Annotated in this window: 15 protein-coding genes; 3 read left to right on the forward strand and 12 right to left on the reverse strand. The window is 62.0% G+C overall.

Annotation, left to right across the window (positions count from 1 at the left end; all coding sequences use genetic code 11):
* The first annotated feature begins 1 nt into the window (after nt 1).
* Complete coding sequence (locus REH34_RS13430) at nt 2-1,126, forward strand: AGE family epimerase/isomerase (RefSeq protein ID WP_311971885.1); 1,125 nt, start codon at nt 2-4, stop codon at nt 1,124-1,126.
* Between the two features lie 130 nt (nt 1,127-1,256).
* Here the strand turns inward: REH34_RS13430 and REH34_RS13435 are convergent, their stop codons facing one another.
* The 6 genes from REH34_RS13435 to REH34_RS13460 form a co-directional block, all read right to left on the reverse strand.
* Nucleotides 1,257-2,024: an SDR family oxidoreductase gene (locus REH34_RS13435; protein ID WP_226505569.1), complete on the reverse strand. Its 768-nt coding sequence runs from the start codon at nt 2,022-2,024 to the stop codon at nt 1,257-1,259.
* A gap of 775 nt (nt 2,025-2,799) precedes the next feature.
* Entirely contained in the window at nt 2,800-3,516 is a 717-nt protein-coding gene (locus REH34_RS13440) for an ABC transporter ATP-binding protein (RefSeq protein ID WP_311971886.1), read from the reverse strand.
* Entirely contained in the window at nt 3,513-4,388 is an 876-nt protein-coding gene (locus REH34_RS13445) for an ABC transporter ATP-binding protein (protein ID WP_226505567.1), read from the reverse strand. The genes REH34_RS13440 and REH34_RS13445 overlap by 4 nt, the downstream gene beginning before the upstream one ends.
* Nucleotides 4,385-5,686 (reverse strand): high-affinity branched-chain amino acid ABC transporter permease LivM, encoded by a 1,302-nt coding sequence (gene livM, locus REH34_RS13450; protein WP_226505566.1) that lies wholly within the window; start codon nt 5,684-5,686, stop codon nt 4,385-4,387. Before livM ends, REH34_RS13445 begins: the two co-directional genes overlap by 4 nt.
* Nucleotides 5,687-5,688: 2 nt before the next feature.
* Nucleotides 5,689-6,603, reverse strand: a complete 915-nt coding sequence (locus tag REH34_RS13455) for an ABC transporter permease subunit (RefSeq protein WP_226505661.1) — start codon at nt 6,601-6,603, stop codon at nt 5,689-5,691.
* A 161-nt stretch (nt 6,604-6,764) separates the two neighbouring features.
* Nucleotides 6,765-7,901, reverse strand: coding sequence for a branched-chain amino acid ABC transporter substrate-binding protein (locus REH34_RS13460; protein WP_226505565.1), 1,137 nt, complete (start codon nt 7,899-7,901; stop codon nt 6,765-6,767).
* A gap of 491 nt (nt 7,902-8,392) precedes the next feature.
* Between REH34_RS13460 and pncB the strand changes: the two genes are divergently transcribed.
* Nucleotides 8,393-9,589 carry a nicotinate phosphoribosyltransferase gene (gene pncB, locus REH34_RS13465; protein WP_311971887.1) on the forward strand — a complete coding sequence of 399 codons (1,197 nt, stop codon included), beginning with the start codon at nt 8,393-8,395 and terminating at the stop codon, nt 9,587-9,589.
* Between the two features lie 82 nt (nt 9,590-9,671).
* Here pncB and azu read toward each other — a convergent pair whose 3' ends face one another.
* The 4 genes from azu to REH34_RS13485 all read right to left on the reverse strand — a co-directional run bounded on the left by azu (nt 9,672) and on the right by REH34_RS13485 (nt 17,179).
* Entirely contained in the window at nt 9,672-10,121 is a 450-nt protein-coding gene (gene azu, locus REH34_RS13470; RefSeq protein ID WP_311971888.1) for an azurin, read from the reverse strand.
* A gap of 274 nt (nt 10,122-10,395) precedes the next feature.
* Entirely contained in the window at nt 10,396-11,307 is a 912-nt protein-coding gene (locus REH34_RS13475) for a transglutaminase family protein (protein WP_226505562.1), read from the reverse strand.
* On the reverse strand, nt 11,307-13,793 hold the full coding sequence (locus REH34_RS13480; protein WP_311971889.1) for a circularly permuted type 2 ATP-grasp protein: 2,487 nt from the start codon (nt 13,791-13,793) through the stop codon (nt 11,307-11,309). Before REH34_RS13480 ends, REH34_RS13475 begins: the two co-directional genes overlap by 1 nt.
* A gap of 101 nt (nt 13,794-13,894) precedes the next feature.
* Nucleotides 13,895-17,179 carry a transglutaminase family protein gene (locus tag REH34_RS13485; RefSeq protein WP_311971890.1) on the reverse strand — a complete coding sequence of 1,095 codons (3,285 nt, stop codon included), beginning with the start codon at nt 17,177-17,179 and terminating at the stop codon, nt 13,895-13,897.
* A gap of 244 nt (nt 17,180-17,423) precedes the next feature.
* Here REH34_RS13485 and REH34_RS13490 point away from each other — a divergent pair, with 244 nt between their 5' ends.
* Nucleotides 17,424-21,791 carry a hypothetical protein gene (locus REH34_RS13490; protein WP_311971891.1) on the forward strand — a complete coding sequence of 1,456 codons (4,368 nt, stop codon included), beginning with the start codon at nt 17,424-17,426 and terminating at the stop codon, nt 21,789-21,791.
* A 9-nt stretch (nt 21,792-21,800) separates the two neighbouring features.
* Here REH34_RS13490 and REH34_RS13495 read toward each other — a convergent pair whose 3' ends face one another.
* Nucleotides 21,801-24,104 carry a YgiQ family radical SAM protein gene (locus REH34_RS13495; RefSeq protein ID WP_311971892.1) on the reverse strand — a complete coding sequence of 768 codons (2,304 nt, stop codon included), beginning with the start codon at nt 24,102-24,104 and terminating at the stop codon, nt 21,801-21,803.
* Between the two features lie 219 nt (nt 24,105-24,323).
* A complete protein-coding gene (gene dnaB / locus REH34_RS13500) occupies nt 24,324-25,721 on the reverse strand; it encodes a replicative DNA helicase (protein ID WP_226505556.1) in 1,398 nt (465 codons plus the stop codon).
* Nucleotides 25,722-25,830 lie beyond the last annotated feature (109 nt).

The following is a 25,830-nucleotide window of genomic DNA, read 5'->3' on the forward strand; positions in this document are numbered from 1 at the left end:
AATGCCCCATGTTCCTGGATTTACCGCTGCGCCTGAAATGACCGCGGCCTTTGCCGATGTGCAACGCCATTTCATGCATACCATCGTCCCGATGTGGAGCGGCCCCGGCTGGAACGCCGAACTGGCATTGCCCTATGAAGCGCTCACCCCCGAGCACCATCACCTGCCCGTGCAGCGCTATCGCGCCATGGCCTGCGCCCGCCAGCTGTATGTGTTTTCCAGCCTGATCGGCCAGCATCCCGGTGCCCATGAGCACGCAGGGCTGCTGTTCCGCTCGCTGCAGCGGCACTTCCACGATGCCGAACACGGCGGCTGGTTCTACAGCGTCGACGCCCAGGGCGAGCCACTGGATACCCGCAAGGACCTCTACACCCACGCCTTCATCCTGTTCGCCTGCGCCCATTACTGGGACAAGATCCGCGAGCCGTTCGTGGCCTCGGTACTCGACGGCGCGCTGACAGTGATCCTCGAGCAGTTTGCCACCAGCGAGGGCTTGTACGACTCGTGCCTGGCCCGTGACTGGGCCAGCTTGGGCGAGGGCCCGCTGCAGAATCCGCTGATGCACCTGACCGAGGCCTTTCTCGCCGCACTGTCGGTGCGCGACGACGCGCAGGTGCACACGGCCTTGCTGGCGCTGACCAACGCCATGCACAAGCACTTCGTCGAGCCTGTGAATAACTTGATGCTGGAGAAGCCGCTGGGGGCTGTGGATAACTGGTTCGAGCCTGGGCATCAGTTCGAATGGTATTACCTGGTGGGAGCATCGCCGATCCTGCGCGGCAGCCCGCTGCATCGCTCGCTGGAGCAGGCGTTCGGCTTTGCTCAGGTGCACGGCGTGAAGGACGGCGCGGTGCTGGCGATGCTGCACCCCGATGGCAGCGTACGTGACGCCACCCAGCGCATCTGGGCGCAAGCCGAGTATCTGCGGGCGCTGACGCTGCGTCCCGATGCGCAAGAGCGGGTCGCCGCTCAGTTGGCCGTGCTGCGCGAGCGTTTCCTGCACGGCCAAGGCTGGATCGAATGCCGTGACGGTACTGGCGAAATCAGCCGGCATGATATGCCGTCGACTACGCCGTATCACCTGGCGACCAGCTATCAGGGCATTGCGGCTGCGCTGCAGCAGTAAGTCGCGAGACGGTTCACTCGGCCGCCGTCGCGGGCAAGCCTCGCTCCCACAGGTGTACGACTAATGCTGTGCAGGAGCAAGGCTTGCTCGCGAAGAGGGCGATGGCGTCAGCGCAACATCGAGAGCCTGATCACGCCTTGCCAGGCCGCTCCACGGCAAACCCGGCCCACGACTGCGTCACCGGCATGATTTCCAGCGAGTTGATGTTGATGTGCGCTGGCTGGCTGAGGATCCAGAAAATGGTCTCGGCGATGTCCTGCGGCTGAATCGGGTTGGCGCCGGCATAGGTGGCGTCGTACTTGGCCTGGTCGCCATTGAAACGCACCAGCGAGAACTCGCTCTCGCACATGCCTGGCTCCAGATTGGTGACACGCACGCCGGTGCCTTGCAGGTCGTTACGCAGGTTCAGCGAGAACTGGCGCACGAACGCTTTGGTCGCGCCATATACGTGGCTGCCCGGATAGGGATAGTTACCCGCCACCGAACCCAGGTTGACGATGCTCGCGCCCTTGCCGTGGGCGATCAGACGCGGCAACAGCAAACGCGTGGCATACAGCAGGCCTTTGACGTTGGTGTCGACCATGGTGTCCCAGTCGTCCAGATCGCACTTGGGCGCCGGATCGGTCCCCAAGGCGAGGCCGGCGTTGTTGATCAATGCGCGGATGTCGCCGAACTCGGCGGGCAGGCTGCCGATAGTCGCTTCCATAGCCTTGCGATCGCGCACATCGAGCACCAGCGGCAATACCGGCACCTTCTTCGACAGTTCAGCCGCCAAGGCGTTGAGACGCTCTTCACGGCGCCCGGTCAGCACCAGCGACCAACCTGCATCGGCAAAACGACGGGCGCAGGCCTCGCCAAAACCCGAAGTGGCACCAGTAATAAAAACGGTATCAGTCATCTTCTTCTCCTGAGGTAAAGGTCACCGGCCACAGAGCATGCCCGCGTGGCCCGGCGCCAGCAAGTGACTTGTACAATTGAACAAAAAACAACCACCTTGCGCAAAGCCTTGTAATAGAGGCCTCGCAGCCGGTTATGCGCATCTTATCCACAGTCGGTTCCACAATAACCGTGGGCAAGTGGATAACCGGCAAAGCCTTGCATGGCGCGGCTTGCAGCGAGATTTGAAAGTATTTGCCTTGACCTGGCAGACATCTCTCGTCCTTCGCTCACACCGAGGCGGATCGGCAAGATGGCCCCAGGCCAGTCCCACTAACGCTCAGCGCCATGTTTCCAAGGCTTGTTCACAGACTTATCCACAGGCTTTGGCGACATGAATGTGGCGATCCAGCCAGTGGATAAGACCCTTGACAAACAGGATTGTCGGACCATAAAAACCCATTGATCAAAAAACAACCAGAAGCCTGGAAGCCACGCCGATAAAGGCCTCCAGCCGACTACACCCAACTTACCCACAGTCCACCCCACAGCAAACGGGGACAACTCGAAGTTGTGACAAAACAATGAATTACAGCGGCTTTATGTCGCGGTTTGGAGGGATGTGAAAAGTGTTTTCCACAAAACCGGAGAAGGGGGTATTCGAATGATGGCGGGGTCATAACGCGTAACAGACAGTATCAACGCCTTCACGGGCAGAGCCCCGCTCCCACAGTGTACGCATTCCCCTGTGGGGGCGAGCTCTGCTCGCGAAATCACCAGCATTGCTGGCCTGAAACTCAGTGCCCACCCAGATAGGCGTTACGCACCTCATCGTTGCTCAGCAGCTCCTGCCCGGTGCCTGTCAGGCGAATCTCGCCGTTGACCATCACGTAGGCGCGGTCCGACAGTTTCAGAGCGTGGTTGGCGTTCTGCTCGACCAGAAAGATGGTCATGCCCGTCTGCGCCAGCTCGCGCAGGGTCGAGAAGATCATCTTCACCACAATCGGCGCCAGGCCGAGCGAGGGCTCGTCCAGCAACAGCAGCTTGGGCCGGCTCATCAAGGCGCGGGCAATGGCCAGCATCTGCTGCTCACCGCCCGACATGGTCATGGCGCGCTGGTTGCGGCGCTCCTTGAGCCGTGGGAACAGTTCGAACATGCGCTGCATGTCCTCGCTGGAGTGCTTCTCGCCGATGGGGATGGTGCCCATCATCAGGTTCTCCTCGACCGACATGTCCGGGAACACCCGGCGGCCTTCCGGCGACTGGGCGATGCCGTTGGACGCAATGTAATGCGACGACTTCTGGGTGATGTCGGTGCCCTGATAGATGATCTGCCCGGCGCTGGCCCGCGGCTGGCCGAAAATCGACATCAGCAGCGTCGACTTGCCTGCACCGTTGGAGCCGATCAGGCTGACCGTCTCGCCGGCATCGATATGCAGCGAAACCTTCTTCAGCGCCTGGATCTGCCCGTAGTGGACATCGATGTCCTTCAATTCGAGGATCGGCGTACTCATACCAGCTCCTCCTCGTCCGCACCCAGGTAGGCGGCGATCACCTTCGGGTCGTTGCGAATCTGCTCGGGGCCGCCTTTGGCGATCACGTTGCCGTGGTCGAGCACCACGATGTCGTCGGAAATACCCATGACCATGCCCATGTCGTGCTCAATCAGTACCACTGTCATATCGTGTTCGTCGCGCAGCAGGCGAATCATGCCGCTGAGCGCCTCGGTTTCCTGCGGGTTGAGGCCGGCGGCGGGTTCGTCCAGGCAGATCACCTGCGGACGGGTGCACATGGCTCGGGCGATTTCCAGGCGGCGCTGCTGACCGTAGGACAATTCGCCGGCCAGGCGGTTGGCGCAATCCACCAGGTCGACGACTTCGAGCCAATAGAAGGCGGTGTTCATCGCGTCTTCTTCGGCCTTGCGGTAGCCCTTGGTGTTGAGGATGCCGGCCAGCATGTTGCGGTTGACCCACATGTGCTGGGCCACCAGCAGGTTCTCGACGACGGACATTTCCTTGAACAGGCGAATGTTCTGGAAGGTACGCGCCAGCCCGGCGCGGTTGACCAGGTGGGTGCCGCCGAACATCTTGTAGTACACCCGGCTGAGGAAGCTTTTTGGCGAAACGAAATCACCCAGCTGGAAGGGTTCGCCCAACAGCTGGATCACGTTGGTATCGCGACCGCGAGCATGCAGCTGGATGCGCCCGCCGGTAGCCTTGTAGAACCCGGTCAGGCAGTTGAACACGGTGGTCTTGCCGGCACCGTTAGGGCCGATCAGGGCGAAAATGGAATTGCGCCGTACCTGCAGACTGACATCGCTCAGCGCCTTGATGCCGCCGAAGTGCATCTGCAAGTGTTCGACGGAGAGCACGATTTCGTTGTTCATTGCGCGGCTCCCTCGGTCTTCAGCACGCCTTTGCGCGGCACCACACCGGTCCGGCTGATGCGGATCAAGCCACGTGGGCGCCAGATCATCATCAGCACCATCAATACGCCAAACAGCAACACGCGGTACTCGGCGAAGCTGCGCAGCAACTCCGGCGCCACGGTGAGCACGAACGCGGCAATCACCACTCCCACGGTGGAGCCCATGCCGCCCAGCACGACGATCGCCAGGATCAGCGCCGACTCGAAAAAGGTGAATGAGGTCGGGTTGACGAAGCCCTGATAGCTGGCGAAGAACACCCCGGCCAGGCCGGCAGTAGAAGCACCCAGGGTAAAGGCCGAGAGCTTCACCAGTACGTGGTTGAGGCCCATCGAGCGGCAGGCGATCTCGTCTTCACGCAGGGCTTCCCAGGCGCGGCCGACCGGCATGCGGGTCAGGCGGTGCTTGATGTACAGCACGGCCAGCACCACCAGGAACAGCACGGCATAGATGAAGATGTACTTGAGGTCCGGGTTGTATTCGAAACCGAAATACTCGTGAATCGGTACGCCACCGTCTTTGGCGCGGCGGCCGAATTCGAGGCCGAAGAAAGTCGGCGACGGTACCGGTACGCCGTTCGGGCCGCCAGTGAACGACAGCCAGTTGTTCAGGATCAGACGGATGATTTCCCCAAAACCCAGGGTCACGATCGCCAGATAGTCGCCGTGCATGCGCAACACCGGGAAGCCCAGAATGCACCCCGCCAGCGCAGCTGCGATGGCGGCCAGCGGCAATGCCGACCAGAACCCCAGCCCCAGGTATTGATAGCCCAGTGCCAGGCCGTACGCACCGATGGCATAGAACGCCACATAGCCAAGGTCGAGCAGGCCGGCCAGGCCGACCACGATGTTCAGCCCCAGGCCCAGCAGCACGTAGATCAACCCGAGGATGACCACGGTGAGGATGTACTTGTTGGCCATGAACGGAAATAGCACCGCCAGCACGACGATGGCCGGCAACACGAAGCGCAGCATCGATTTGTGATTGGGCGGCAATACATGCACACCCGACCCCGAGCCCTCGAAACGCTGGGACAACCGTACGCCGCCAGGCGTTTGCAGGAACAGGCTCATCAAAAAGCGCCCGACCATGACCGCCGCCACCAGCCAGGCCACGCGGGTCGGCTGCAGATTGAAGCTGTAACCGTCGAGCACAATGCCGACGATGGGCCCGAACACGATCAGCGCCAGCAGGCCGGCGATGACCATGTCGATCAGGCTTTTCTTGATCTCGATAGGTTTTGCGATAGGAGCGGACATACTTATACCTTCGCCACGAGTGGGCGACCCAGCAGGCCTTGGGGACGGAAAATCAGGATGACGACCAGTAAGCCGAAACTGAATACGTCTTTATAGTCAGCGTTGACCAGGCCGGAGAACTGCGACTCCGCCACGCCGAGGATCAGGCCACCGAGCATGGCGCCTGGCAATGAACCGATACCGCCCAGCACTGCGGCAGTGAAGGCCTTGATACCGATGATGAAGCCGGCATAGAAGTCGAAGGTGCCGTAGTTCAGCGTGATCAGCACGCCGGCCAGCGCGGCCATGGCAGCACCGATGATGAACACATAGGAGATCACGCGATCGGTATTGATACCCAGGATCGACGCCATCTTGCGGTCCTGCTGGGTGGCACGGCACATGCGCCCCAGCTTGGTGTACTTGATGATATAGGTCAGCACACCCATGCCGATGAAGGCGGCCACCAGGATGAAGATCTTGGTGTAGGTGATCTGCACGAAGCCGCTGCCGATATCGAAGCGCCAGGCGCCTTCAAGCAGGGTCGGTACGCCTTGCTGGCGCGAGCCCTGGGCGATCTGTGCGTAATTCTGCAGGATCAGCGAAATACCAATGGCACTGATCAGCGGTGCCAGGCGCGTCGAGTTACGCAATGGCTTGTAGGCCACCCGCTCGATGACAAAACCGTACACACCGGTCACCACAATGGTGAAGATCAGCGTGCCCAGAATCAGGAAAGGAAATGACTCGATACCGAAGAACGACAACACTGCCAGGCCGATAGCCGCCAGGTAGGCAGAGATCATGTACACGTCGCCGTGGGCGAAGTTGATCATGCCGATGATGCCGTACACCATGGTGTAGCCGATGGCGATCAGTCCGTAGACCGAGCCCAGGGTCAGGCCATTGACCATTTGTTGCAGAAAAATCCCGTCCATCATGCACTCTCGTGAACGCTTGAAGCCGCCCACCCGTCATGCTCCGGGGTTGCCGGCACGACGGGTGGGATCGGTATTAAGAGAAACGACTGGCCTGCGCGACTGCAGTGTCGTCACCCGGCGGGCCGCTGCAGAACACAGCGCCGTCGCCAGGCCTCATCTCACTTTTGCTTTTCGAGCTGCTCGTATTTGCCCTGAGCGTTCCACTGGTAGACCACGTAATCGGAGACCTTGAGGTCGCCTTTGGCATCCCACGCCTTGTCACCCATGACGGTTTTCACGTCATGAGCCTTGAGCCACTTGGAGGCATCGTCGCCCTTGTTGGATTTGGCGCCGTTGAAGCCTGCGGCCAGGGCCTGAATCGAAGCGTAGGCGTACAGCGTGTAGCCTTCAGGCTCGTAGCCGGACTTGCGGAACTGGTCGACTACAGCCTTGCTGTCCGGCAGCTTGCGTGGATCGGCGCCGAAGGTCATGTACACGCCATTGACGTATTGCGCGCCGCCAGCGGTGGTGACCAGTTCGTCGGTGACCACGCCGTCGTCAGACATGAACTTGACGTCCTTGAGGCCCTGCTCGCGCAGCTGGCGAACCAGCGGGCCGGCTTCCGGGTGCAGACCGCCGAAGTACACGACATCGGCGCCAGCGCCACGGATCTTGGTAACCAGGGCGCTGAAGTCTTTCTCGCCGCGGGTCAGGCCTTCTTCCAGCACGGGCGTCACGCCGCGTTTTTTCAACTGGGCCGAAGTGGCGTCCGCCAGGCCTTTACCGTAGGTGTCCTTGTCGTTGATGACCGCGACTTTCTTGCCCTTGAGCACGTCGACAATGTAATCGCCAGCGACGATGCCTTGTTGGTCGTCACGCCCACACATACGGAACATGTCGCCCAGGCCACGCTCGGTGACGGTCGGGTTGGTAGAGCCCGGGGTAATCGCGATGACACCGGCGTCGGCATAAACCTCAGAAGCCGGGATGGTCGACGAAGAGCAGAAATGCCCGACCACACCGATGACTTTGTCCTGGTCGACCAGGCGGTTGGCGACGGCCACGGCCTGCTTGGGTTCGCAAGCGTCATCGCCGGCTACCAGAACGATTTTCTCGCCGTTGATGCCGCCGGCAGCGTTGACCGCATCGGCCGCAGCCTGTGCGCCTTTCATGTACTGCTCACCAAACGAAGCGTTGGCACCGGTCATCGGGCCCGCCACGCCGATCTTCACGTCGGCTTGCACAAAAGAAGAAACGCCCAAGGCCGAAGCAACGGCCAGCGCCAGAAAACCCTTTCTGTAAAACGTTTGCGACATGAGGTGGTGCTCCTGAGATTTTTTTGGTTGGCACTACAGCTTCTGCTCTTGCTCCTGAGCAAGGCCCGTGCCATCACTTTTCAAAATGCACCAGAGATCAGCCCAGCGTGGCTCGCGCACGATTGGCCCCCTTCGAATATGGGTCGTGCAACCACACGAAACCCGCAAGGTAGAACCCCTCACGCAAAAAGGTGCAACCATTTATATATTGCGTTGCAACTTCAGACCTGTTTGCCGTGCAACCATCCCGTAACAAGCTACGTAACCGAAGTGCACATTAGCAGTGCACGACTGCTACGCGCCGCACCATTTCAGCCGGGCTGTTACCGGAGCGCAGGCCCCCGAAAATGGGCGAACGAGGGCATTTGCAGCGCGTGGCGCTGGGGCCGATGACGCATTCTTGCTCGCCCCCGGCGCAAAAAGGCTGTCAGAATGTGCCGCAACTGTGCGCCACTGCCATTTTCAGGCGCCCTGGCCCGTGAGGAGCCCCCATGAGTGAACCCGTTTTCGCCGAGCGTATCGTGCAGAATCTGCTCGATACCGACCTCTATAAGCTGTCGATGATGCAGGCCGTGCTGCACAACTATCCGAACGTCGAGGTCGAGTGGGAGTTTCGCTGCCGCAATGGCGAAGACCTGCGCCCCTATCTGGGTGAAATACGCCGACATATAGAAAGCATGTGCGAGCTCAGCCTGGGCGATGATGAGCTGGCCTTCCTCGAAAGCATCAATTTCATGAAGCCGGACTTTCTGCGCTTTCTGGGGTTGTTCCGCTTCAATCTGCGCTACCTGCATACCAGTATCGAAGACGACCAGCTGTGCATCCGCCTGCGCGGGCCCTGGCTGCATGTGATCTTGTTCGAGGTGCCGCTGCTGGCGACCGTCAGCGAAGTACGCAACCGCGCACGTTTCCCACAGGTGGCCATGAGCGAAGCGCGGGATCAGCTCTACCGCAAGTTCGATTGGTTGAGCGCGAATGCCAACGACGACGAACTGGCCGAGCTGCAAGTAGCGGACTTCGGCACGCGGCGACGCTTTTCGTACAACGTGCAGGAAGAAATCGTCACCTGCCTGCACAAGGACTTTCCCGCGCGCTTCGTCGGCACCAGCAATATGCACCTGGCGCGCAAGCTCGATATCAAGCCGCTGGGCACCATGGCCCATGAATGGATCATGGCCCACCAGCAGCTCGGGCCGCGGCTGATCGACAGCCAGATTGCCGCACTGGACTGCTGGGTGCGTGAATATCGGGGCCTGCTGGGCATCGCCCTGACCGATACCATCACCATGGACGCCTTTCTCACCGACTTCGATCTGTACTTCGCCAAGCTGTTCGACGGTCTGCGCCACGACTCCGGCGACCCCATCGTGTGGGCGGAGAAAGCCATCGCCCACTACCGCCGGCTCGGCATAGACCCGCGGACCAAGACGCTGGTGTTCTCTGATGGTTTGAATCTGCCTGGAGCCTTGTCGATATTCCGCGCGTTGCGCGGTCGCATCAATGTCAGCTTCGGCATCGGCACCAACCTGACCTGCGACATCCCCGGCGTGGAGCCCATGAGCATCGTGCTGAAGATGACCGACTGCAACGGCCAGCCGGTGGCGAAGATCTCCGACGAAGCGGCGAAGACGCAATGCCGGGACGAGAATTTCGTGGCGTACATGCGCCATGTGTTCAAGGTGAAGTGATGGCGAGTGCGGGAGTGCAGCCCGCGAAAGGGCCGGCACTGCTTGCCCAAGATCTCAGCGTCTCGCACCGGCAAGGCCAGCCTCAATCCACCAGCTTGAGGCTGCCCTTCATCATCGCGATATGCCCAGGGAAGGTGCACAGGAACTCGTATACCTCCCCCGCGCTCAACTTCGCCACATCGAATGTCACGCTATCGCTTTCCCCCGCACCGATCAGTTTGGTGTGGGCGATGACGCGCGCATCGCCGGCCTTCACGTAATCGCTGTCGGCCCCGGCGCTCATGCCGTCACTGGCAACGCCCTTGGCATCAGACTCTTTGGCCAGCACCCAGTTATGGCCCATCACGGCCTTGGGCAAGGAGCCGGAGTGGGTCAACTTGACGGTAAAGGTCTTGCAGCTCTTGCTGACCTCGATGGCCTGGGTGTCGAACATCATGGTGTCGGTGGAATCGACCGTGACGGCGCACTCGGCGGCCAGCAGATCGGCACTGAACAGGCTCAAGGCAGTAAGGGCAAGGGCTTTTCCCAGCATGGGGGCAGATCTCCGGAAGGTGGCTTGAGAGGACGCGATGTGGGGGATTACAGATCCCTCTATCAGGCTGATCGAGACAATCAACGGGTCAAACATAACGGCGACGGTCAGGATGCACAACATCCCCAAGGAGAAACCCCATGCGTATCAATGCCCTGCTTCGCCAAGTACTGGTTGCCTATGCCTGCGGCGCGAGCGGCACAGGCGACTGATCGACCCCGTGGGAGCGGGCTTACGCGTTCACACAGGTCAGGTGTCGACGATGAATGACAGATCAAGGCAGCAGCTTTTGCGCCTCCAGCGCCGGCATCACCGTCACCTGCACTTCCGGATCATGGTTGCCGCCGCCCAGAATCACCCCGCGCAGCGGTGACACGTCGGAGAAATCCCGGCCCCAGGCCAGGGTGATGTGCTCCAGCGCCGGCTGCACGTTGTTGGTCGGGTCGAAATCCACCCAGCCCAGCGCCGGGCAGAACACCGACACCCAGGCGTGGGACGCATCGGCGCCGATCAGCCGCGGCTGGCCCGGTGGCGGCTGGGTCAGCAGATAACCACTGACATAACGCGCCGCCAGGCCACGGGAACGCAGGCACGCCAGCATCAAGTGGGCGAAATCCTGGCAAACGCCGCGGCGAGTCTCCAGCACTTCCAGCAACGGCGTCGCCACCTGAGTGGCCTCGGCGTCGAAGGTGAACTCCTTGAAGATTTTCTCCATCAAGGCCTGCACGCCCAGCATCAATGGCCGCCCGGCCGGAAAGCAGCTTTGCGAGAACCCCACGAAGTTCTTTTTCAAGCGCACATAGGGCGACTCGAAACGATAGCGGCACGCTTCCAGCACCGGCTTGGCCACCGGTTTGCTGCTGTAGCACAGCGCATCGCGGGTCGCCTCCCAGGGTGGTGACGCCTCGAAATCCAGCTTGGGCCTGACCAGCACTTCGACCTGCAAGCGCGCGCACACCCGCAGTTCATCGTGGGGCCGCTCGAAGCCCAGGCGGGTCAGCGGATTGCCGAACACATCGAGCTCGTCCATGCGCTGGGTCGGGTCGGGGGTGATCTGTAAGGCTTGCTCGTGGCAGACCTGCCAGTCGCACTCGCGCGGCCACAGGTGCGCCAGCTGCTGAGCCAGGGACACCGGGCTGTCGTATCGATAGTGGGTGTCGTGAATAATCGTGTAATGGGCGCTCATCAGACGGACACCGTTTGCTGGCTGATATCGTCGACGTGGGCAAAATGGCGCATGGCCAAGCGATCGGACACCTGGCTGCTGGCCTCGGTGATCTCGCGCAATAGTTCGCTCAGCCCTTCCAGCACGGCGCGCACACAAGCCACGCCAAACAGCGAGTACTCCAGCGTGCCGAGATCGAAGCGCGACAGGCGCTCGATCAGCGGCGCCAGCAGTTTGTCCCGCGGCGCCGCGAATTCGTCGTTCAGGCGCCGCAACGAGCGCGCCACCAGCTTGAGCTGGAAGAACACCGCGTGGGGGTTCTGGGCATCGAGCAGCAACAGGTCGAGCACCGGAATCAACTGCGGCTCGGCCAGATAGCGCGAGCGATAGGTAATGCTCGAGTTGCCCAGCTCCAGCAGCCACTCCAGCCCGGCCTGGTCGAATACCGCATCGCTCTCCATGAAGGCCGACAGACTGGTGCTGAGGAACTGCAAGCGCTCGATGCGCCGGCCGATCATCAAAAAGCGCCAGCCTTCATCGCGCGTCATGTCGTCGAGGGCAAAGCCCGACAACGCCGCCAGCGACATCACCAACCGGTTGAGAAAATCGAGCAGCTCGCCGAAATCGGCATCCTCGACATCGAGAGTCACGGCCTCGCGCTGCAACTCCACCAGCGCCTGCCAGTTCTCCCGCGAGAGCTTGCCGCGCACCTGGGACGCGGCCCACTGCAAGCGCTGCAAGTTGGAGCGCAGGCTGAAGGGCCAGTCTTCACCCATCAGGGCTGCGCGAATGCGCTCCTGCATGTCACCCTCGTCGGGCAGCAGGTTGATGCTTACAGCCAGATCGACCGCCGCCTGCAGGGCTTTTGGGTCATCACCGTCGATATAGCGTCCGAGGATGATCCGCAGCAGCCGCGCGCTGTCGTCGCAGCGCTCGCAGTAACGGCCGAACCAGAACAGGTTCTCGACCACCCGCGACGGCAGATAGGGGTCGCGACGGACCAGTTCCGGCACACCGATGGGGCGCTGGGCACGCCATTGTTCGCCTGTGGGGGCCTGGTTGCCCAGCACCCAGGTGTCCTTGCTGGCACCGCCGCGCTGCATCGACACCACCTCGGCGTCAGCCTCGCCGGCCACCCGTGTCAGGCCACCGGGCAACACCCGATAACCGACCTCGTCGGCCACCGCGTACATCCGCATGCCGATGGCCCGCGGTTGCAAGGAGCCGCCCTCGGGCTGCCATACCGGCGCCTGGGACAACTGCGCCATCTCTTGCGCGACGTAGGCATAGGGCCGCGCTCGCAGCCGGGCGGCGAGCTCCTCGCGCTGCGTGGCGTCGAGGTCGCGGCCGAACACCGGGGCAAAACTCTGGGACGGGAACGCCGGCTTGATCAGCAGAGTGTCGAGTTTTTCCAGCGCCTGGGCCAGCACCGGCGGCTCGCCGCACCACCAGGTGGCGATCGACGGCAGGATCAGCTCTTCGCCGAACAGGTGCTCGTTGATCTTCGGCAAGAAGCCCAGCAAGCCGGGGGACTCCAGCACACCACTGCCCAGCGCGTTGGTGACCAGCACCCGCCCCTGGCGCACCGCCTGCAACAGGCCGGGCACACCCAGCGCGGAATCGGTACGCAGCTCCAGGGGATCGCAGAAATCATCGTCGAGGCGGCGCATGATCGCATGCACACGGCGCAGACCGCTGAGGGTCTTGAGGTACACCGTGGCGTCGCGCACCGTCAAATCGCCGCCTTCGACCAGCGGATAGCCCAGCTGGCGAGCCAGATACAGGTGCTCGAAATAGCTTTCGTTGAAACGCCCCGGGGTCAGCAGCACCACCAGCGGCGCTTCATCGTCGGCGGGCGCCAGGCGTACCAGGGTGTCCTGCAAGGTGCGGAAGAATCCGGACATGTGCCGCACCTGCAGATCGCGGTACAAGTCGGGGAAGACCCGCGACACGCTCATGCGGTTTTCCAGCGCATAACCCGCGCCGGATGGCGCCTGGGAACGGTCTGCCGTGACCCACCAGCGGCCGTCCGGCGCGCGCGCCAGGTCGACCGCATAGAGGTGCAGGAAAATATTCTGTGGCGGCACGATGCCCTGGCACGGCCAGAGAAAATGATTGTGACCATAGACCAGCTCGGCCGGCAGCAAGCCTTCCTGGATCAGCGTCTGGGGCCCGTAGATGTCCGCCAGCACGGCATTGAGCAAGCGCGCGCGCTGGGCGATACCGGCCGACAGCTGCTGCCACTCTTCGGCATCGATCAAATGCGGCAGCAGGTCGAGTTCCCAGGGCCGGTCGGCGCCCTTGGGGTCGGCATAGACGTTGTAGGTGACGCCGTTCTCCTGAATCTGCCGCGTCAGCAAAGCCTGGCGCTGGGCCAGTTGAGCCGGGCTCAAGCGCTGAACCTGATCGAACAGGCGCTGCCAGTGCGGGCGCACGGCCCCATCGGCCTCGAGCATCTCGTGGTAGGTACCCGGGGTCAGCGGGTATGGGTCAAGCAGGTCAGGCATGGAACGCTCGGCAGCAAACGGAATAAGGTCAGGTTAGCGCAGACACCCAGAGACAAAAGCCCCGCGCCATGCAGCCATGGTGCGGGGTCCTTGAGGGTAGATCAGCCGCGACGCATATCCAGTGTCATCGGCAGCTCATCGTTGATCTTCAGTGGCGCGGCATCCATCCGACCCGGCGTGTGGCCGATGCGGAAGAAGCGCGACAGACGACGGCTCTCCGCCTCGTTCGCATTGATCGGCAGGGTTTCGTAACTGCGCCCGCCTGGATGGGTGACATGATACTGGCAACCACCCAGCGAGCGCTGCATCCATGTGTCGAGCAGATCGAAAACCAGCGGCGCATGCACCGGGATGGTCGGCTGCAGACAGTTGGGCGGCTGCCAGGCACGAAAGCGCACCCCCGCCACGAACTCGCCGACCCGGCCGGTGGGATGCAGCGGCACGGCGCGACCGTTGCAGGTCAGCACATAGCGATCCGGCGGCAGGCCGCTGAGCTTGACCTGCAAGCGCTCGAGCGACGAATCCACGTAACGCACAGTGCCGCCCGCGGTGCCTTCTTCACCCAGTACATGCCAGGGTTCCAGAGCCGTGCGCAGTTCCAGCTTGATGCCGTTGACCTCGTAATCGCCGACTTTCGGAAAACGGAATTCGCGGTGCGCTGCGAACCAGTCGGTCTTGAAGGCATAGCCGGCGCTGTTGAGGTCGGCGATCACATCAGCGAAATCCTGCTCGATGAAGTGCGGCAGCAAGTACCGATCGTGCAGCTCCGTGCCCCAGCGCGCCAGCTTGGCCGGCGCGTACGGCTGACGCCAGAACTTCGAGACCAGCGCCCGCAGCAGCAACTGCTGGACCAGGCTCATGCGTGCATGGGGCGGCATTTCAAAGGCGCGCAGCTCCAGCAGACCGAGGCGCCCGGTGGCACCGTCGGGCGAATAGAGCTTGTCGATGCAGAATTCGGCGCGGTGGGTGTTGCCGGTCACGTCGATCAACAGGTTGCGCAGCAAGCGGTCCACCAGCCATGGCGCGCAAGGCTGACCGGGCGGCGGCATCTGCGAGAAGGCGATTTCGAGCTCGTAGAGCGAATCGTTGCGCGCTTCGTCGACCCGTGGCGCCTGGGAGGTCGGGCCGATGAACAGCCCGGAGAACAGGTACGACAGCGACGGGTGATTGTGCCAATAGCTGATCAGGCTGCGCAGCAGGTCGGGACGCCGCAGGAAGGGTGAATCCCCAGGCGTGGCGCCGCCGAGCACGAAGTGGTTGCCCCCGCCGGTACCGGTGTGGCGGCCGTCGATCATGAACTTTTCGGTGGTCAGGCGGTTGAGCCGGGCCTGCTCGTAAAGGAACTCGGTGCTCTGTACCAGTTGCGCCCAGCTCGACGAAGGCTGCACGTTGACCTCGATCACACCTGGGTCCGGGGTGATGCGGAAATTGACCAGGCGCGGGTCGGCCGGCGGTTCATAACCCTCCAGCAGCACCGGGCAGCGCAGTTCCTTGGCCGCCGATTCGATGACGCTCACCAGCTGGAGATAGTCTTCGAGACGCTCCAGCGGCGGCATGAACAGATACAGGCGACCTTCCCGAGCTTCGGCGCACAGCGCGGTGCGGGTCAGCCAGGCGGCGGACTCGTCGATTTTCGGCTCGCGTTCTTCGGCCTGGACGGTGCGCTGGTTGCCACTGGTGGCGTGCAGATGCTCCAGCGCCGGTAGCCCAGGCAGGTCCTGGTTCTGGTCGATCGGCAACACGAACGGGTATTCCGCGGCCGTGACCCATGGCTGCGAGGCCAATGGCAGGCGATAGCCCAAGGGCGAGTCGCCCGGCACCAGGCGGCAGTGATTGTCGCGCAGATACCAGCGCCCGCTCTGCCATTGATCGCCGGCCGGCGTGCGCGCCAGTGGCAGCACCTGGCCGACGATTTTATCCAGGCCTTGAGTGAAGACGCTGCGCAGACGCTTGCGCTCCATTTCATCCTTGAGACGCGGGTCTTCGGCCTTGACGTTGGAGGGCAGAGTACCTTCGCGCCACAGGTAGTAGAAATTGTCCTCGTAGGCCGGGAACACGTAGCGGGTCGGCAGCTTCAGGCGCTCGGCGACGCAAGCGAGGAAACGCCCGGCCGTCTCGCCTGTGGCGCCGTAGTCTTCGGTTTCGTCGGCGACCAGGCGCTCATCCTTCCAGATACGCTCGCCGTCCAGACGCCAGTAGCAATTGAGCGACCAGCGCGGCAGCTGCTCGCCTGGGTACCATTTGCCCTGACCGAAATGCACCAGGCCATCGGGGGCGTACCTGTCGCGCATGCGCTTGTACAACTCGGCAGACAATTTGCGCTTGGTCGGGCCCAGGGCTGCGGTGTTCCATTCGGCGCCATCGGGGTCGTCGACCGACACGAACGTCGGTTCGCCGCCCATGGTCAGGCGCACGTCGCCGGCTAGCAGGTCGGCGTCGATGTGCTCACCGAGGGCGAGAATGGTCTGCCACTCACTGTCGCTGTAGGGCTTGGTGACCCGCGGGGCCTCCCAGACACGCTCCACGGACATTTCGTGGGAAAACTGCGCTTCGCACGGCTCGACCAAACCGCTGATTGGCGCCGCCGAGGTCGGATCGGGGCTGCACGCCAACGGAATATGTCCTTCGCCGGCGAACAAGCCGGAGGTCGCATCCAGCCCGACCCAGCCGGCGCCGGGCAGATAGACCTCGCACCAGGCATGCAGGTCGGTGAAATCGACATCGGTACCCGAGGGGCCGTCGAGGGATTGCTGGTCGGCTTTGAGCTGAATCAGATAGCCCGATACAAAACGCGCGGCCATACCCAGGTGACGCAGCAGTTGCACGAGCAGCCAGGCCGAATCGCGGCACGAGCCCGAGGCATCGCTCAGGGTGTGCTCTGGCGTCTGCACGCCGGGCTCCATACGGATCAGATAGCGGATGTCTTCGCTGAGCTTCTGGTTGAGCCCCACGAGAAAATCGATGGTGGGAATCGGCACGCGGCTGATGCCGTCCAGATACGCCTTGAACTTGGGCGTCAACGGCAGCTTTTCGAGGTACGAACCGAGCTCGTGCTGTTCATCCTTGCTGTAGGTGAACGGCGCTTTATCGGCATAGGGTTCGAGGAAGAAATCGAACGGATTGAAAATCGCCATTTCGGCGACCAGGTCCACTTCAACGCGGAATTCGGTGGTCTTTTCCGGGAACACCAGGCGCGCCAGGTAGTTGCCCTGAGGGTCCTGTTGCCAGTTGGTGAAATGCTCTTCAGGCAGCACTTTCAGCGAGTAAGAGAGGATGCGTGTGCGGCTATGGGGCGCCGGACGCAGACGGACGATCTGCGGACCAAGCTCGATGGCCCGGTCATAGCGGTAATGCGTGATGTGGTGCAACGCGACATGTATCGACACAGCGTGCCTCCTGCAGACCTGGACGTTGAATGCAATGCGCAAGACTTATGCCATACGGCGCCCCGCGGGCCTTTCAGGAGACCGCAGCGGCGCCAAGCACCAAAACCGTGCCTTTTGACCAAGGCGCCTGAAGGTTCGCACAGAAATCGAGCTCATGCAGGTTTTTCGCGACCTGCGTGGCTACCCATGTACCACCATAACCAGCGTGGGCTGGGAGGTAATCGGGTTTTGCCTGGAGAAGACCATGATCCCTTACCCCCACCCGCTGACCGCCACGCTCGAACCCGCTGAAAGCCACCCGCTGCACAGCTGGAACCATCCCACCCTCAGCGCCCTCTGGACGCTCGCCGAAACGCCGTTGCAAGCGCTGATCGACAGCTCGGCACCACAGCTCGACGCCTTGAAGCTCGAAATACCGACCTCATTGAAGCAGGCCGAAGACACGCAACTGCTGATCAGGCAGGGGCTAGAAGCGTCGCTGCTCAAGACCGATCGCGATGGCGTCCATATCGATAACCTGCTCGACAGCGTCGATATCGACGACATCAAGACAACGCTCAAGGCGTTCCTGGCCGTGGCGAGCCCCCCCGCAGCCGGGGGCCTGCTGGATCATATCGACGGCGATTGGCTCACCACCACACCCGCCGAGAGCGTGCGCGCCTACCCGATGACCGCCTTGGTCAAGGTGCTGACCACGCCGCGCGCTGCGGAGCTGGCCAACGGTTTGCGCCTTGCCTTGGGCTGGTACAGCAACGATGGCAGTCAGGTCGCGTCGGGGCTGATGGACTTCAAACTGCTGGTGGCCGCCGTGCGGATTCAGCTGGACCCGCACGGCGATCTAGACGGCTTCGAGCTGCAATCCGCGACACTGGTCGGTCAGCGCTATGACTACATTCGTCGCCAATTCGAGGATCATCTGCTGCGCCGGCAGCGTGTCGCTTCACCCCAGAGCGCGATCATTGCCTATATGGCTTTGCTCGAACACTTGCCGAGCGATTTCGCCATATTGGGCATTCCACCCGACCTGCCGTATCGCAGCAGCACGCGCTGGGTGCAGTTTCGCCACGGTGTCGAGCTTGCCGAAGCGATACAACCCGGCGCCGCCCGGACCATGAGCTATCAGCAACTGGCCGACTATCCCCTGCAGATCGGTCTTGATGCCACTACCGAGCAACAGCAGGTGATCGGCGTGGCGCTGGTACCGGCAGTACTATCCTGGGCGCGAGCCGATATTGCACTCGCCCCTACGCTTCCCGAGATTCCAGACGGTGAAGACCTTCAGCGCATCCTCAAGGCTTATCTTGATGAGAATGACGCCTTGCAGACCGCGCTGGAAAATATCTCGGCACCGCTGCCCCAACGCTTCGATATCGCCCGTCGATTGCTGCAGGCGCAAGGGATCAGCGCCGATCAGCTGTACGTCAATCGGCCGATGCCCCCCGCAGGAAGTGCTGTCGACATCAGAGACTACCCCATCAGCCACGCCGTACCCGCTCTGGAGGTGACCGCTACGTGCAGCTGGAGCCCTGTCGACAAGCCCCCTGCCGAAGGCCCGAGCACGTTGCCTTTGATCGACACTCCGCCCATACCAGCCCACCTGTTGCCGCCGCCACGACCGCTGCCACCACCACGACCGCACCACCTCGATGATCCCAGTCATTGGCATCCTTACCCCGTGCAGGGCCACGGCGCGGAATATTTTTACCCCTGGGTCGGCAATTTCAGCGCTCCCAGCGCCCTGGACGTGTTCAATCGCGAGTTCAGCCCTTGGCTGAATAACATGCGCGCAGGCTACTACCTGATCATCAAGCGCCTGCTTGCCGAGCTCCCCTTCGACGACCAGACCGCCCTGATGGACGGTGATGTCAGGGTCTACGCCTTGCAGGAGGTTCTCAACCCGCAAGCGTCCCGTTCCGACATGCAACTGGGGCCATTGGCACGTTTCGGCTTCGTCATCCAGGCGACCCATGAAAACCAAGCTCGCACCTTCGAGGTCATGCCCAATACGCTGCAGATCATCAAGCGTGCCGACCTGCCCTATTTCGGCCGCCGGTATTATCCATTGGGCACGCTGATGAAGGATCGATTCGATTTCCAGGCCTACGCCACCGGCAGCTCCCCGACCCTGGCCAGCCAGGGCTACGTGGAACTGAGCCTGCAATTCGGGCTATTGATGCCGGGGCTCAGCGAGCAGCCCGAAGACCCGCGCATCGATAAAGGCCTCATCCCGCGGGAGCAGCGCCTCGAACATATCGCCCGCAAGGTGTCAGCCAGCCTGATGTTCGGTACCGATGAAGAGATCACCGCCTACGCCAAAGGCCAAACCCGCTATGAGCTGGCAGCCCACCCCATCAGTGTGCTGGTGTTTCTCAAGAACTGGATCATCCCATTCTGGGGCAGTGTCGAAGAGGTCAAAGAAGGCCTGGGCGACGGCGATTTCCCCAAGGTATTCCTGGGGCTGCTGGGGATTGCTTTCGACGTGCTGGCGATCATCGTGCCTGGCGTCAAAGCCATCTCCCAGATCACTCGCATCGCCCTGCTGACCACCAGCCGAGCGCTGCGCAGCAGCCTGGTGCAAACCACCAAGGCAACCGGCGCCTTTTTACTGCGCGCCGGCAAGGAGATGATCCCGATCCTGGCGCTGGTCGACTTGAGCAGACTCGCCGGCCGCGGGGCCTTGGGCGCCGCCCGAGGCGCCGCACGCCTGGCACTGGTGGATGGTGCCTCCAAGGCCGCGCTGATCTCGCTGCGCAGCACCATCAAAGCCAGCCCGCGGCGCCTGGTGCAGCTATTCACCCCCCCTGAAGACTTCATGGATGCCTGGCGCGCCGCCACCACCGCCAAGCTCAAGAACCAGGGCTTCCAGCTGAAGGCGGTAAGCCCTCGCAAGGGCGTGCTGGTATACAACGACCGCCTGGGAGCTCGCCCGCAGAACTACCTGACCGACTCCGTGACCGGTAAACCCTATGGACCTGCCCTGTGGCCGCTCAACGACGCTGGCGACCTCGGTTTGCGCGGCCCCGGAATCATCAAGCTGAAGCAGGAAGGCGGCGGCCTCAGCTTCCCCGATCCGCAGCCGGACCTGACCAAGGTGTGGGTGAAATGGGGCGAGGAGCTCTATCTGGAGGTTGGCAGCGCACGTTATAAACATGTGATCCTCGCTGACGACAGCCACGTACTGCGACGCACCAACGACACCCAGCTCAAGCGTACCGATGACTTCGCAGCGGTGATCTGCCGACCCAAGCGCGGGCTAGAGCCAGACCCGTGCCGGGTCAAGTCCTTTCGTAATACCGACTTCGTCGATGCCCCGGTACTCAGCGAACCCGGCCGGGACGTCGTGCTCTGGTTCAACAACCGCACACTGAGCGCCAATGCCGAGGGTCGATTCGTTGACAATGAAGCCCTGTGGACGGTGCGCGGTAACGGCAAACTGGTACGGGTCGGCAAGAAAAAATACCTGCCCGCCGATGCACTGCCACACGTTCAGGTACAGGTAAACGGCGGCAATGACCTGTTCAAGCAGGTGCCCCTGGAGGGCGGCGTGTTTGCGGAAGTTGCCGACAGCCGCACGGTGTCCGGCGTCGTGGCCCAATACAAGACATCCACAGGCCAGGTACTGGTGGTGCGTGCAGACGACAATCTGTATTACCGTGCCGACTACGCGCCTGGCGACACCTCGCTGGAAATGCAGCGCATGACCCTGAGCCCGGACGTGGCCAATCAGCCGGTGACCGAGGACGACTACCTGGCGTTGATTCACAACGGCTCGGGCGAGGCGCATCGGGTCATACCGCTGCTCAGCCCCAAGCAACTGGCGGATGATCTGAAGTTGATTGAAGCCGACCTGGCCAACCGAACCGATCTGGCGCTGGAGCAATTCATTGGCGGGCCTTTCAACATGCACACATCGCCAGCCGAAGCCGCGCTGTTCTGCAAATACACCCAGACCCGCCTGATCAGCCACGCCAAGGACACCGCGGGCTACCGCTTCAGCCTGAACGCCGAGACGCCCCTGGCCGTCCGCGAACGTTTGGCCGGGGACCTGAATGTGCTTTATCGGGACGCACTGTTCGATGCCGACAGCATCCTTGCCCGCGAGACGCTGCGCAGCAGCACACATACCGGCAAGAACCTCGCCTACCTGCATGTACGCTTCAAGGATGAAGCCCGGCCTGACCGCCTGTATTACGCGTGGTCCGGGGAAAAATCAGCGGTCCGGGTGCCGTTGGCGGAATTGGAAGATGCCCTGCGGGCTGGCACATCGCAGGCGCCCGAGGGCTGGAAGCTGGTGCCCGAAGGGCTGGAATACGAGAACGTGATCTACATAAACGCCCAACCCGAGGTGCTGCCCGGCACCAGCTCGGTGCTGTTTTTGCCGGATATTCAGCACCGCTCCCTGGGCCAGGTGGGCAAGAACAATACGCGCCTGCTGGACTCCGAGCGCAACATCGTCACCCGGATCAAGCAAGACGCGCTGGAAACCGCCAGCCTCGCCTCGGTAGACGCCTTTACCGTGCGCCCCACCTGCCAGTCCTGCACCATCGGCCTGGATGGTCTGAAGACCGAAATGGCCGGCGTCGACTTCAACCTCTTCGAAGGGCCGGCCTGAGTTCAGGCTTTAGCGGGGCAGGACCGGCTGACGTGCGGGCTTGCCCTTGCCTTTACCACCTTTGGCGGCATCCTTGCGGGCCTTGGCGGCTTCCTGGTTGCGGGCAAAGGCGGCGGCCTTGGCCTCTTCGCGCTTGTCCCATGGCTTGCTGCCATCGGCGGCGCGCGGTGGCAAGCCGGTGTGCTGGGTGAGGATCTTCTGGCCCTTGGCAACCTTGTGGCTGCCAGCAGGCGTGGAGTTCTTGCGCCGCGCACTCTGGTAGCTGTCGGTGTCCGGCTGATGCAGCGGGATCAACTGGTGCTTGCCCGGACCGATCAGGTCGGCACGGCCCATGCGCTCCAGCGCTTCACGCAGCATCGGCCAGCCTTTTGGATCGTGATAGCGCAGGAAAGCCTTGTGCAAACGGCGCTGCTCCTCGCTCTTGACGATCGTCAGGTTGTCGCTCTTGTAGGTGACCTTGCGCAGCGGGTTCTTGCCCGAGTGGTACATCGCCGTGGCCGAAGCCATGGGTGACGGGTAGAACGCCTGCACTTGATCCGCGCGGAAGCCGTTGCCCTTTAGCCACAGCGCCAGGTTCATCATGTCTTCATCGGTGGTGCCCGGATGGGCGGCGATGAAGTACGGGATCAGGTACTGCTCCTTGCCCGCCTCCTTGGAGTACTTCTCGAACATGCGCTTGAACTTGTCGTATGAGCCGATACCCGGCTTCATCATCTGGTTCAGCGGACCTTCTTCGGTGTGCTCCGGGGCGATCTTCAGATAGCCGCCCACGTGGTGGGTCACCAGCTCCTTGACGTATTCGGGCGATTCCACTGCCAGGTCGTAGCGCAGGCCGGAAGCGATGAGGATCTTCTTCACGCCGGGCAAAGCACGGGCACTGCGGTACAGCTGGATCAGCGACGAGTGGTCGGTGTTCAGGTTCGGGCAGATGCCAGGGAACACGCACGACGGCTTGCGGCACGCGGATTCGATTTCCGGGCTCTTGCAGGCAATGCGGTACATGTTCGCGGTCGGCCCGCCTAGGTCGGAGATGACCCCGGTAAAGCCCGGCACCTTGTCGCGGATCTCTTCGATCTCGCGAATGATCGACTCTTCGGAGCGGTTCTGGATGATGCGCCCTTCGTGCTCGGTGATCGAGCAGAAGGTGCAGCCGCCAAAGCAGCCACGCATGATGTTCACCGAGAAGCGAATCATGTCGTAGGCCGGGATTTTCTCTTTGCCATAGGCCGGGTGCGGGACGCGGGCGTAGGGCATGCCGAACACGTAGTCCATTTCCTCGGTGGTCATGGGAATGGGCGGCGGGTTGAACCACACGTCCACTTCGCCATGTTTCTGCACCAGGGCGCGGGCGTTGCCGGGGTTGGTCTCCAGGTGCAGCACGCGGTTGGCGTGGGCATAGAGCACAGCGTCGCTGCGGACTTTCTCGAACGATGGCAGACGGATGACGGTCTTGTCGCGAGTCATGCGCGGGCTGGCCAGGATCTGCACGACCTTCGGCTCGTCGGGATCCTCTTGCGGGCCTTTTTCCTGCTCGATGGCGCAGGCCTGGGTGTCCTGGGTATTCACGTACGGGTTGATGATCTTGTCGACCTTGCCCGGACGGTCAATGCGCGTCGAGTCGACTTCGTACCAACCTTCCGGGGTATCACGGCGAATGAACGCGGTGCCGCGGATATCGGTGATGGTATCGATCGACTGGCCGTAGGATAGACGCTGGGCGACTTCGACGATGGCGCGCTCGGCGTTGCCATACAAGAGGATGTCGGCGCAGGCGTCGATCAGGATCGAATGACGAACCCGGTCCTGCCAGTAATCATAGTGGGCGATGCGGCGCAGCGAGGCTTCGATGCCACCCAGCACGATCGGCACGTGCTTGTAGGCTTCCTTGCAGCGCTGGCTGTACACCAGGCTGGCGCGGTCCGGCCGCGAACCGGCCAGGCCACCGGGGGTGTAGGCGTCGTCGGAACGGACTTTCTTGTCGGCGGTGTAACGGTTGATCATCGAGTCCATGTTGCCGGCCGCAACGCCGAAGAACAGATTCGGCTCGCCGAGCTTCATGAAGTCGTCTTTGCTGGTCCAGTCGGGTTGGGCGATGATGCCCACGCGAAAGCCCTGGGACTCCAGCAGGCGGCCGATGATGGCCATGCCGAACGACGGGTGATCCACATACGCATCACCGGTGACAATGATGATGTCGCAGGAATCCCAGCCAAGCTGATCCATCTCCTCCCTGCTCATGGGCAGGAACGGTGCGGGACCGAAACATTCGGCCCAGTACTTGGGATAGTCGAAAAGCGGCTTGGCTGCTTGCATGTCGATGACCGTGTTGGCTACAGATGGAAAAACGCGGGCGCGGAATATAGCACAAAAATTAACCAAATCCGACGGTAATGGTCGGATTTTGGTGAAGGTTTAGTGTGCTCTTGCAGGCCTCTTCGCGGGCAAGCCCTGCTCCCACAAGTGTGCGCTCACCTCTGTGGGAGCAAGGCTTGCCCGCGAAGAGGCTCGCCTGAATGACGACAAAGCCGGTAATTACTCGTCGTCGTCGAAGTTGTAACTGCCCGGCGCCAGATTCTCGAACCGGGTGTACTTGCCGATGAACGCCAGACGAATAAAACCGATCGGGCCGTTCCGCTGCTTGCCGATGATGATCTCGGCGATGCCCTTGTGCTCGGTCTCGGGGTGATAGACCTCGTCCCGGTAAACGAACATGATCACGTCGGCATCCTGCTCGATCGCTCCGGATTCGCGCAAGTCGGAGTTCACGGGGCGCTTGTTGGGCCGTTGCTCCAACGAGCGGTTGAGCTGCGACAGCGCCACCACCGGGCAGTTGAATTCCTTGGCCAGCGCCTTGAGCGACCGCGAGATCTCGGAAATCTCGTTGGTCCGGTTATCGCCGCTCGAACCCGGAATTTGCATCAGCTGCAGGTAGTCGATCATGATCAGACCGATCTCCCCGTGCTCACGCACCAGTCGCCGGGTGCGCGCGCGCATTTCCGATGGGCTGATGCCCGCCGTGTCGTCGATGAACAGCTTGCGGTCGTTGAGCAGATTGACCGCCGAGGTCAGGCGCGGCCAATCGTCGTCGTCCAGCCGACCGGAACGGACTTTGGTCTGATCGATCCGGCCAAGCGACGACAGCATCCGCATGATCAGCGAATCGCCTGGCATCTCCAATGAGTAGACCAGTACCGTCTTTTCGCTGCGCAATACCGCGTTTTCGACGAGGTTCATCGCGAAGGTAGTCTTACCCATCGACGGACGACCGGCCACGATAATCAAATCGGCAGGCTGCAGGCCGCTGGTCTTCTCGTCGAGGTCGGTATAGCCGGTGGACAGGCCGGTGATCGCCGCATCGGTGTTGAACAGCGTGTCGATGCGGTCGATGGCTTTGGTCAGCAGGTCGTTGACGCTGACTGGCCCGCCGGTCTTGGGCCGCGCTTCGGCGATCTGGAAGATCTGCCGCTCGGCCTCGTCAAGAATCTCCGCGGCGTTGCGCCCCAGCGGATTGAATGCGCTGTCGGCGATGTCGTTGCTGATGGTGATCAGCTGACGCAGCGTGGCGCGCTCGCGAACGATTTGCGCATAGGCCTTGATGTTGGCGACCGACGGCGTATTTTTCGCCAGTTCACCGAGGTAACCGAGACCGCCGACCTGGGCGCTCTGACCTTCGCGGTCGAGCTGCTCGTGTAGGGTCACCACGTCGAACGGGGTGTTCTGATCGGCCAGACGCGCGATGGCGCGGAAGATCAAACGGTGGTCATGACGATAGAAGTCGCCATCCGACACTTGATCGAGCACGCGTTCCCAGGCGTCGTTGGACAGCATCAAGCCACCGAGCACGGCCTGTTCGGCCTCGATGGAATGCGGCGGCACCTTGAGGGCAGACGTTTGCAGATCGTATTGCTCGGGGGCGGATATCTCGTTCATGACCACACTGAATTAGGCTATCTGAGAAAGACAAAGGGCACGACCTGTAAACAGGATCGTGCCCGATGTTAACCGTCTGACACACAAGGTGCCAGACCGTCAGGTATTG

It is taken from the genome of Pseudomonas baltica (assembly GCF_031880315.1).
Classification (GTDB): domain Bacteria; phylum Pseudomonadota; class Gammaproteobacteria; order Pseudomonadales; family Pseudomonadaceae; genus Aquipseudomonas.

Coding starts and splice junctions, on each gene's coding strand:
- dnaB (WP_226505556.1), bottom strand. CDS start 25,721: ATGAACGAGATATCCGCCCCCGAGCAATACGATCTGCAAACGTCTGCC.
- REH34_RS13435 (WP_226505569.1), bottom strand. CDS start 2,024: ATGACTGATACCGTTTTTATTACTGGTGCCACTTCGGGTTTTGGCGAG.
- REH34_RS13455 (WP_226505661.1), bottom strand. CDS start 6,603: ATGGACGGGATTTTTCTGCAACAAATGGTCAATGGCCTGACCCTGGGC.
- pncB (WP_311971887.1), top strand. CDS start 8,393: ATGAGTGAACCCGTTTTCGCCGAGCGTATCGTGCAGAATCTGCTCGAT.
- REH34_RS13495 (WP_311971892.1), bottom strand. CDS start 24,104: ATGCAAGCAGCCAAGCCGCTTTTCGACTATCCCAAGTACTGGGCCGAA.
- azu (WP_311971888.1), bottom strand. CDS start 10,121: ATGCTGGGAAAAGCCCTTGCCCTTACTGCCTTGAGCCTGTTCAGTGCC.
- REH34_RS13475 (WP_226505562.1), bottom strand. CDS start 11,307: ATGAGCGCCCATTACACGATTATTCACGACACCCACTATCGATACGAC.
- REH34_RS13440 (WP_311971886.1), bottom strand. CDS start 3,516: ATGAGTACGCCGATCCTCGAATTGAAGGACATCGATGTCCACTACGGG.
- REH34_RS13460 (WP_226505565.1), bottom strand. CDS start 7,901: ATGTCGCAAACGTTTTACAGAAAGGGTTTTCTGGCGCTGGCCGTTGCT.
- REH34_RS13430 (WP_311971885.1), top strand. CDS start 2: ATGCCCCATGTTCCTGGATTTACCGCTGCGCCTGAAATGACCGCGGCC.
- REH34_RS13490 (WP_311971891.1), top strand. CDS start 17,424: ATGATCCCTTACCCCCACCCGCTGACCGCCACGCTCGAACCCGCTGAA.
- REH34_RS13480 (WP_311971889.1), bottom strand. CDS start 13,793: ATGCCTGACCTGCTTGACCCATACCCGCTGACCCCGGGTACCTACCAC.
- REH34_RS13445 (WP_226505567.1), bottom strand. CDS start 4,388: ATGAACAACGAAATCGTGCTCTCCGTCGAACACTTGCAGATGCACTTC.
- livM (WP_226505566.1), bottom strand. CDS start 5,686: ATGTCCGCTCCTATCGCAAAACCTATCGAGATCAAGAAAAGCCTGATC.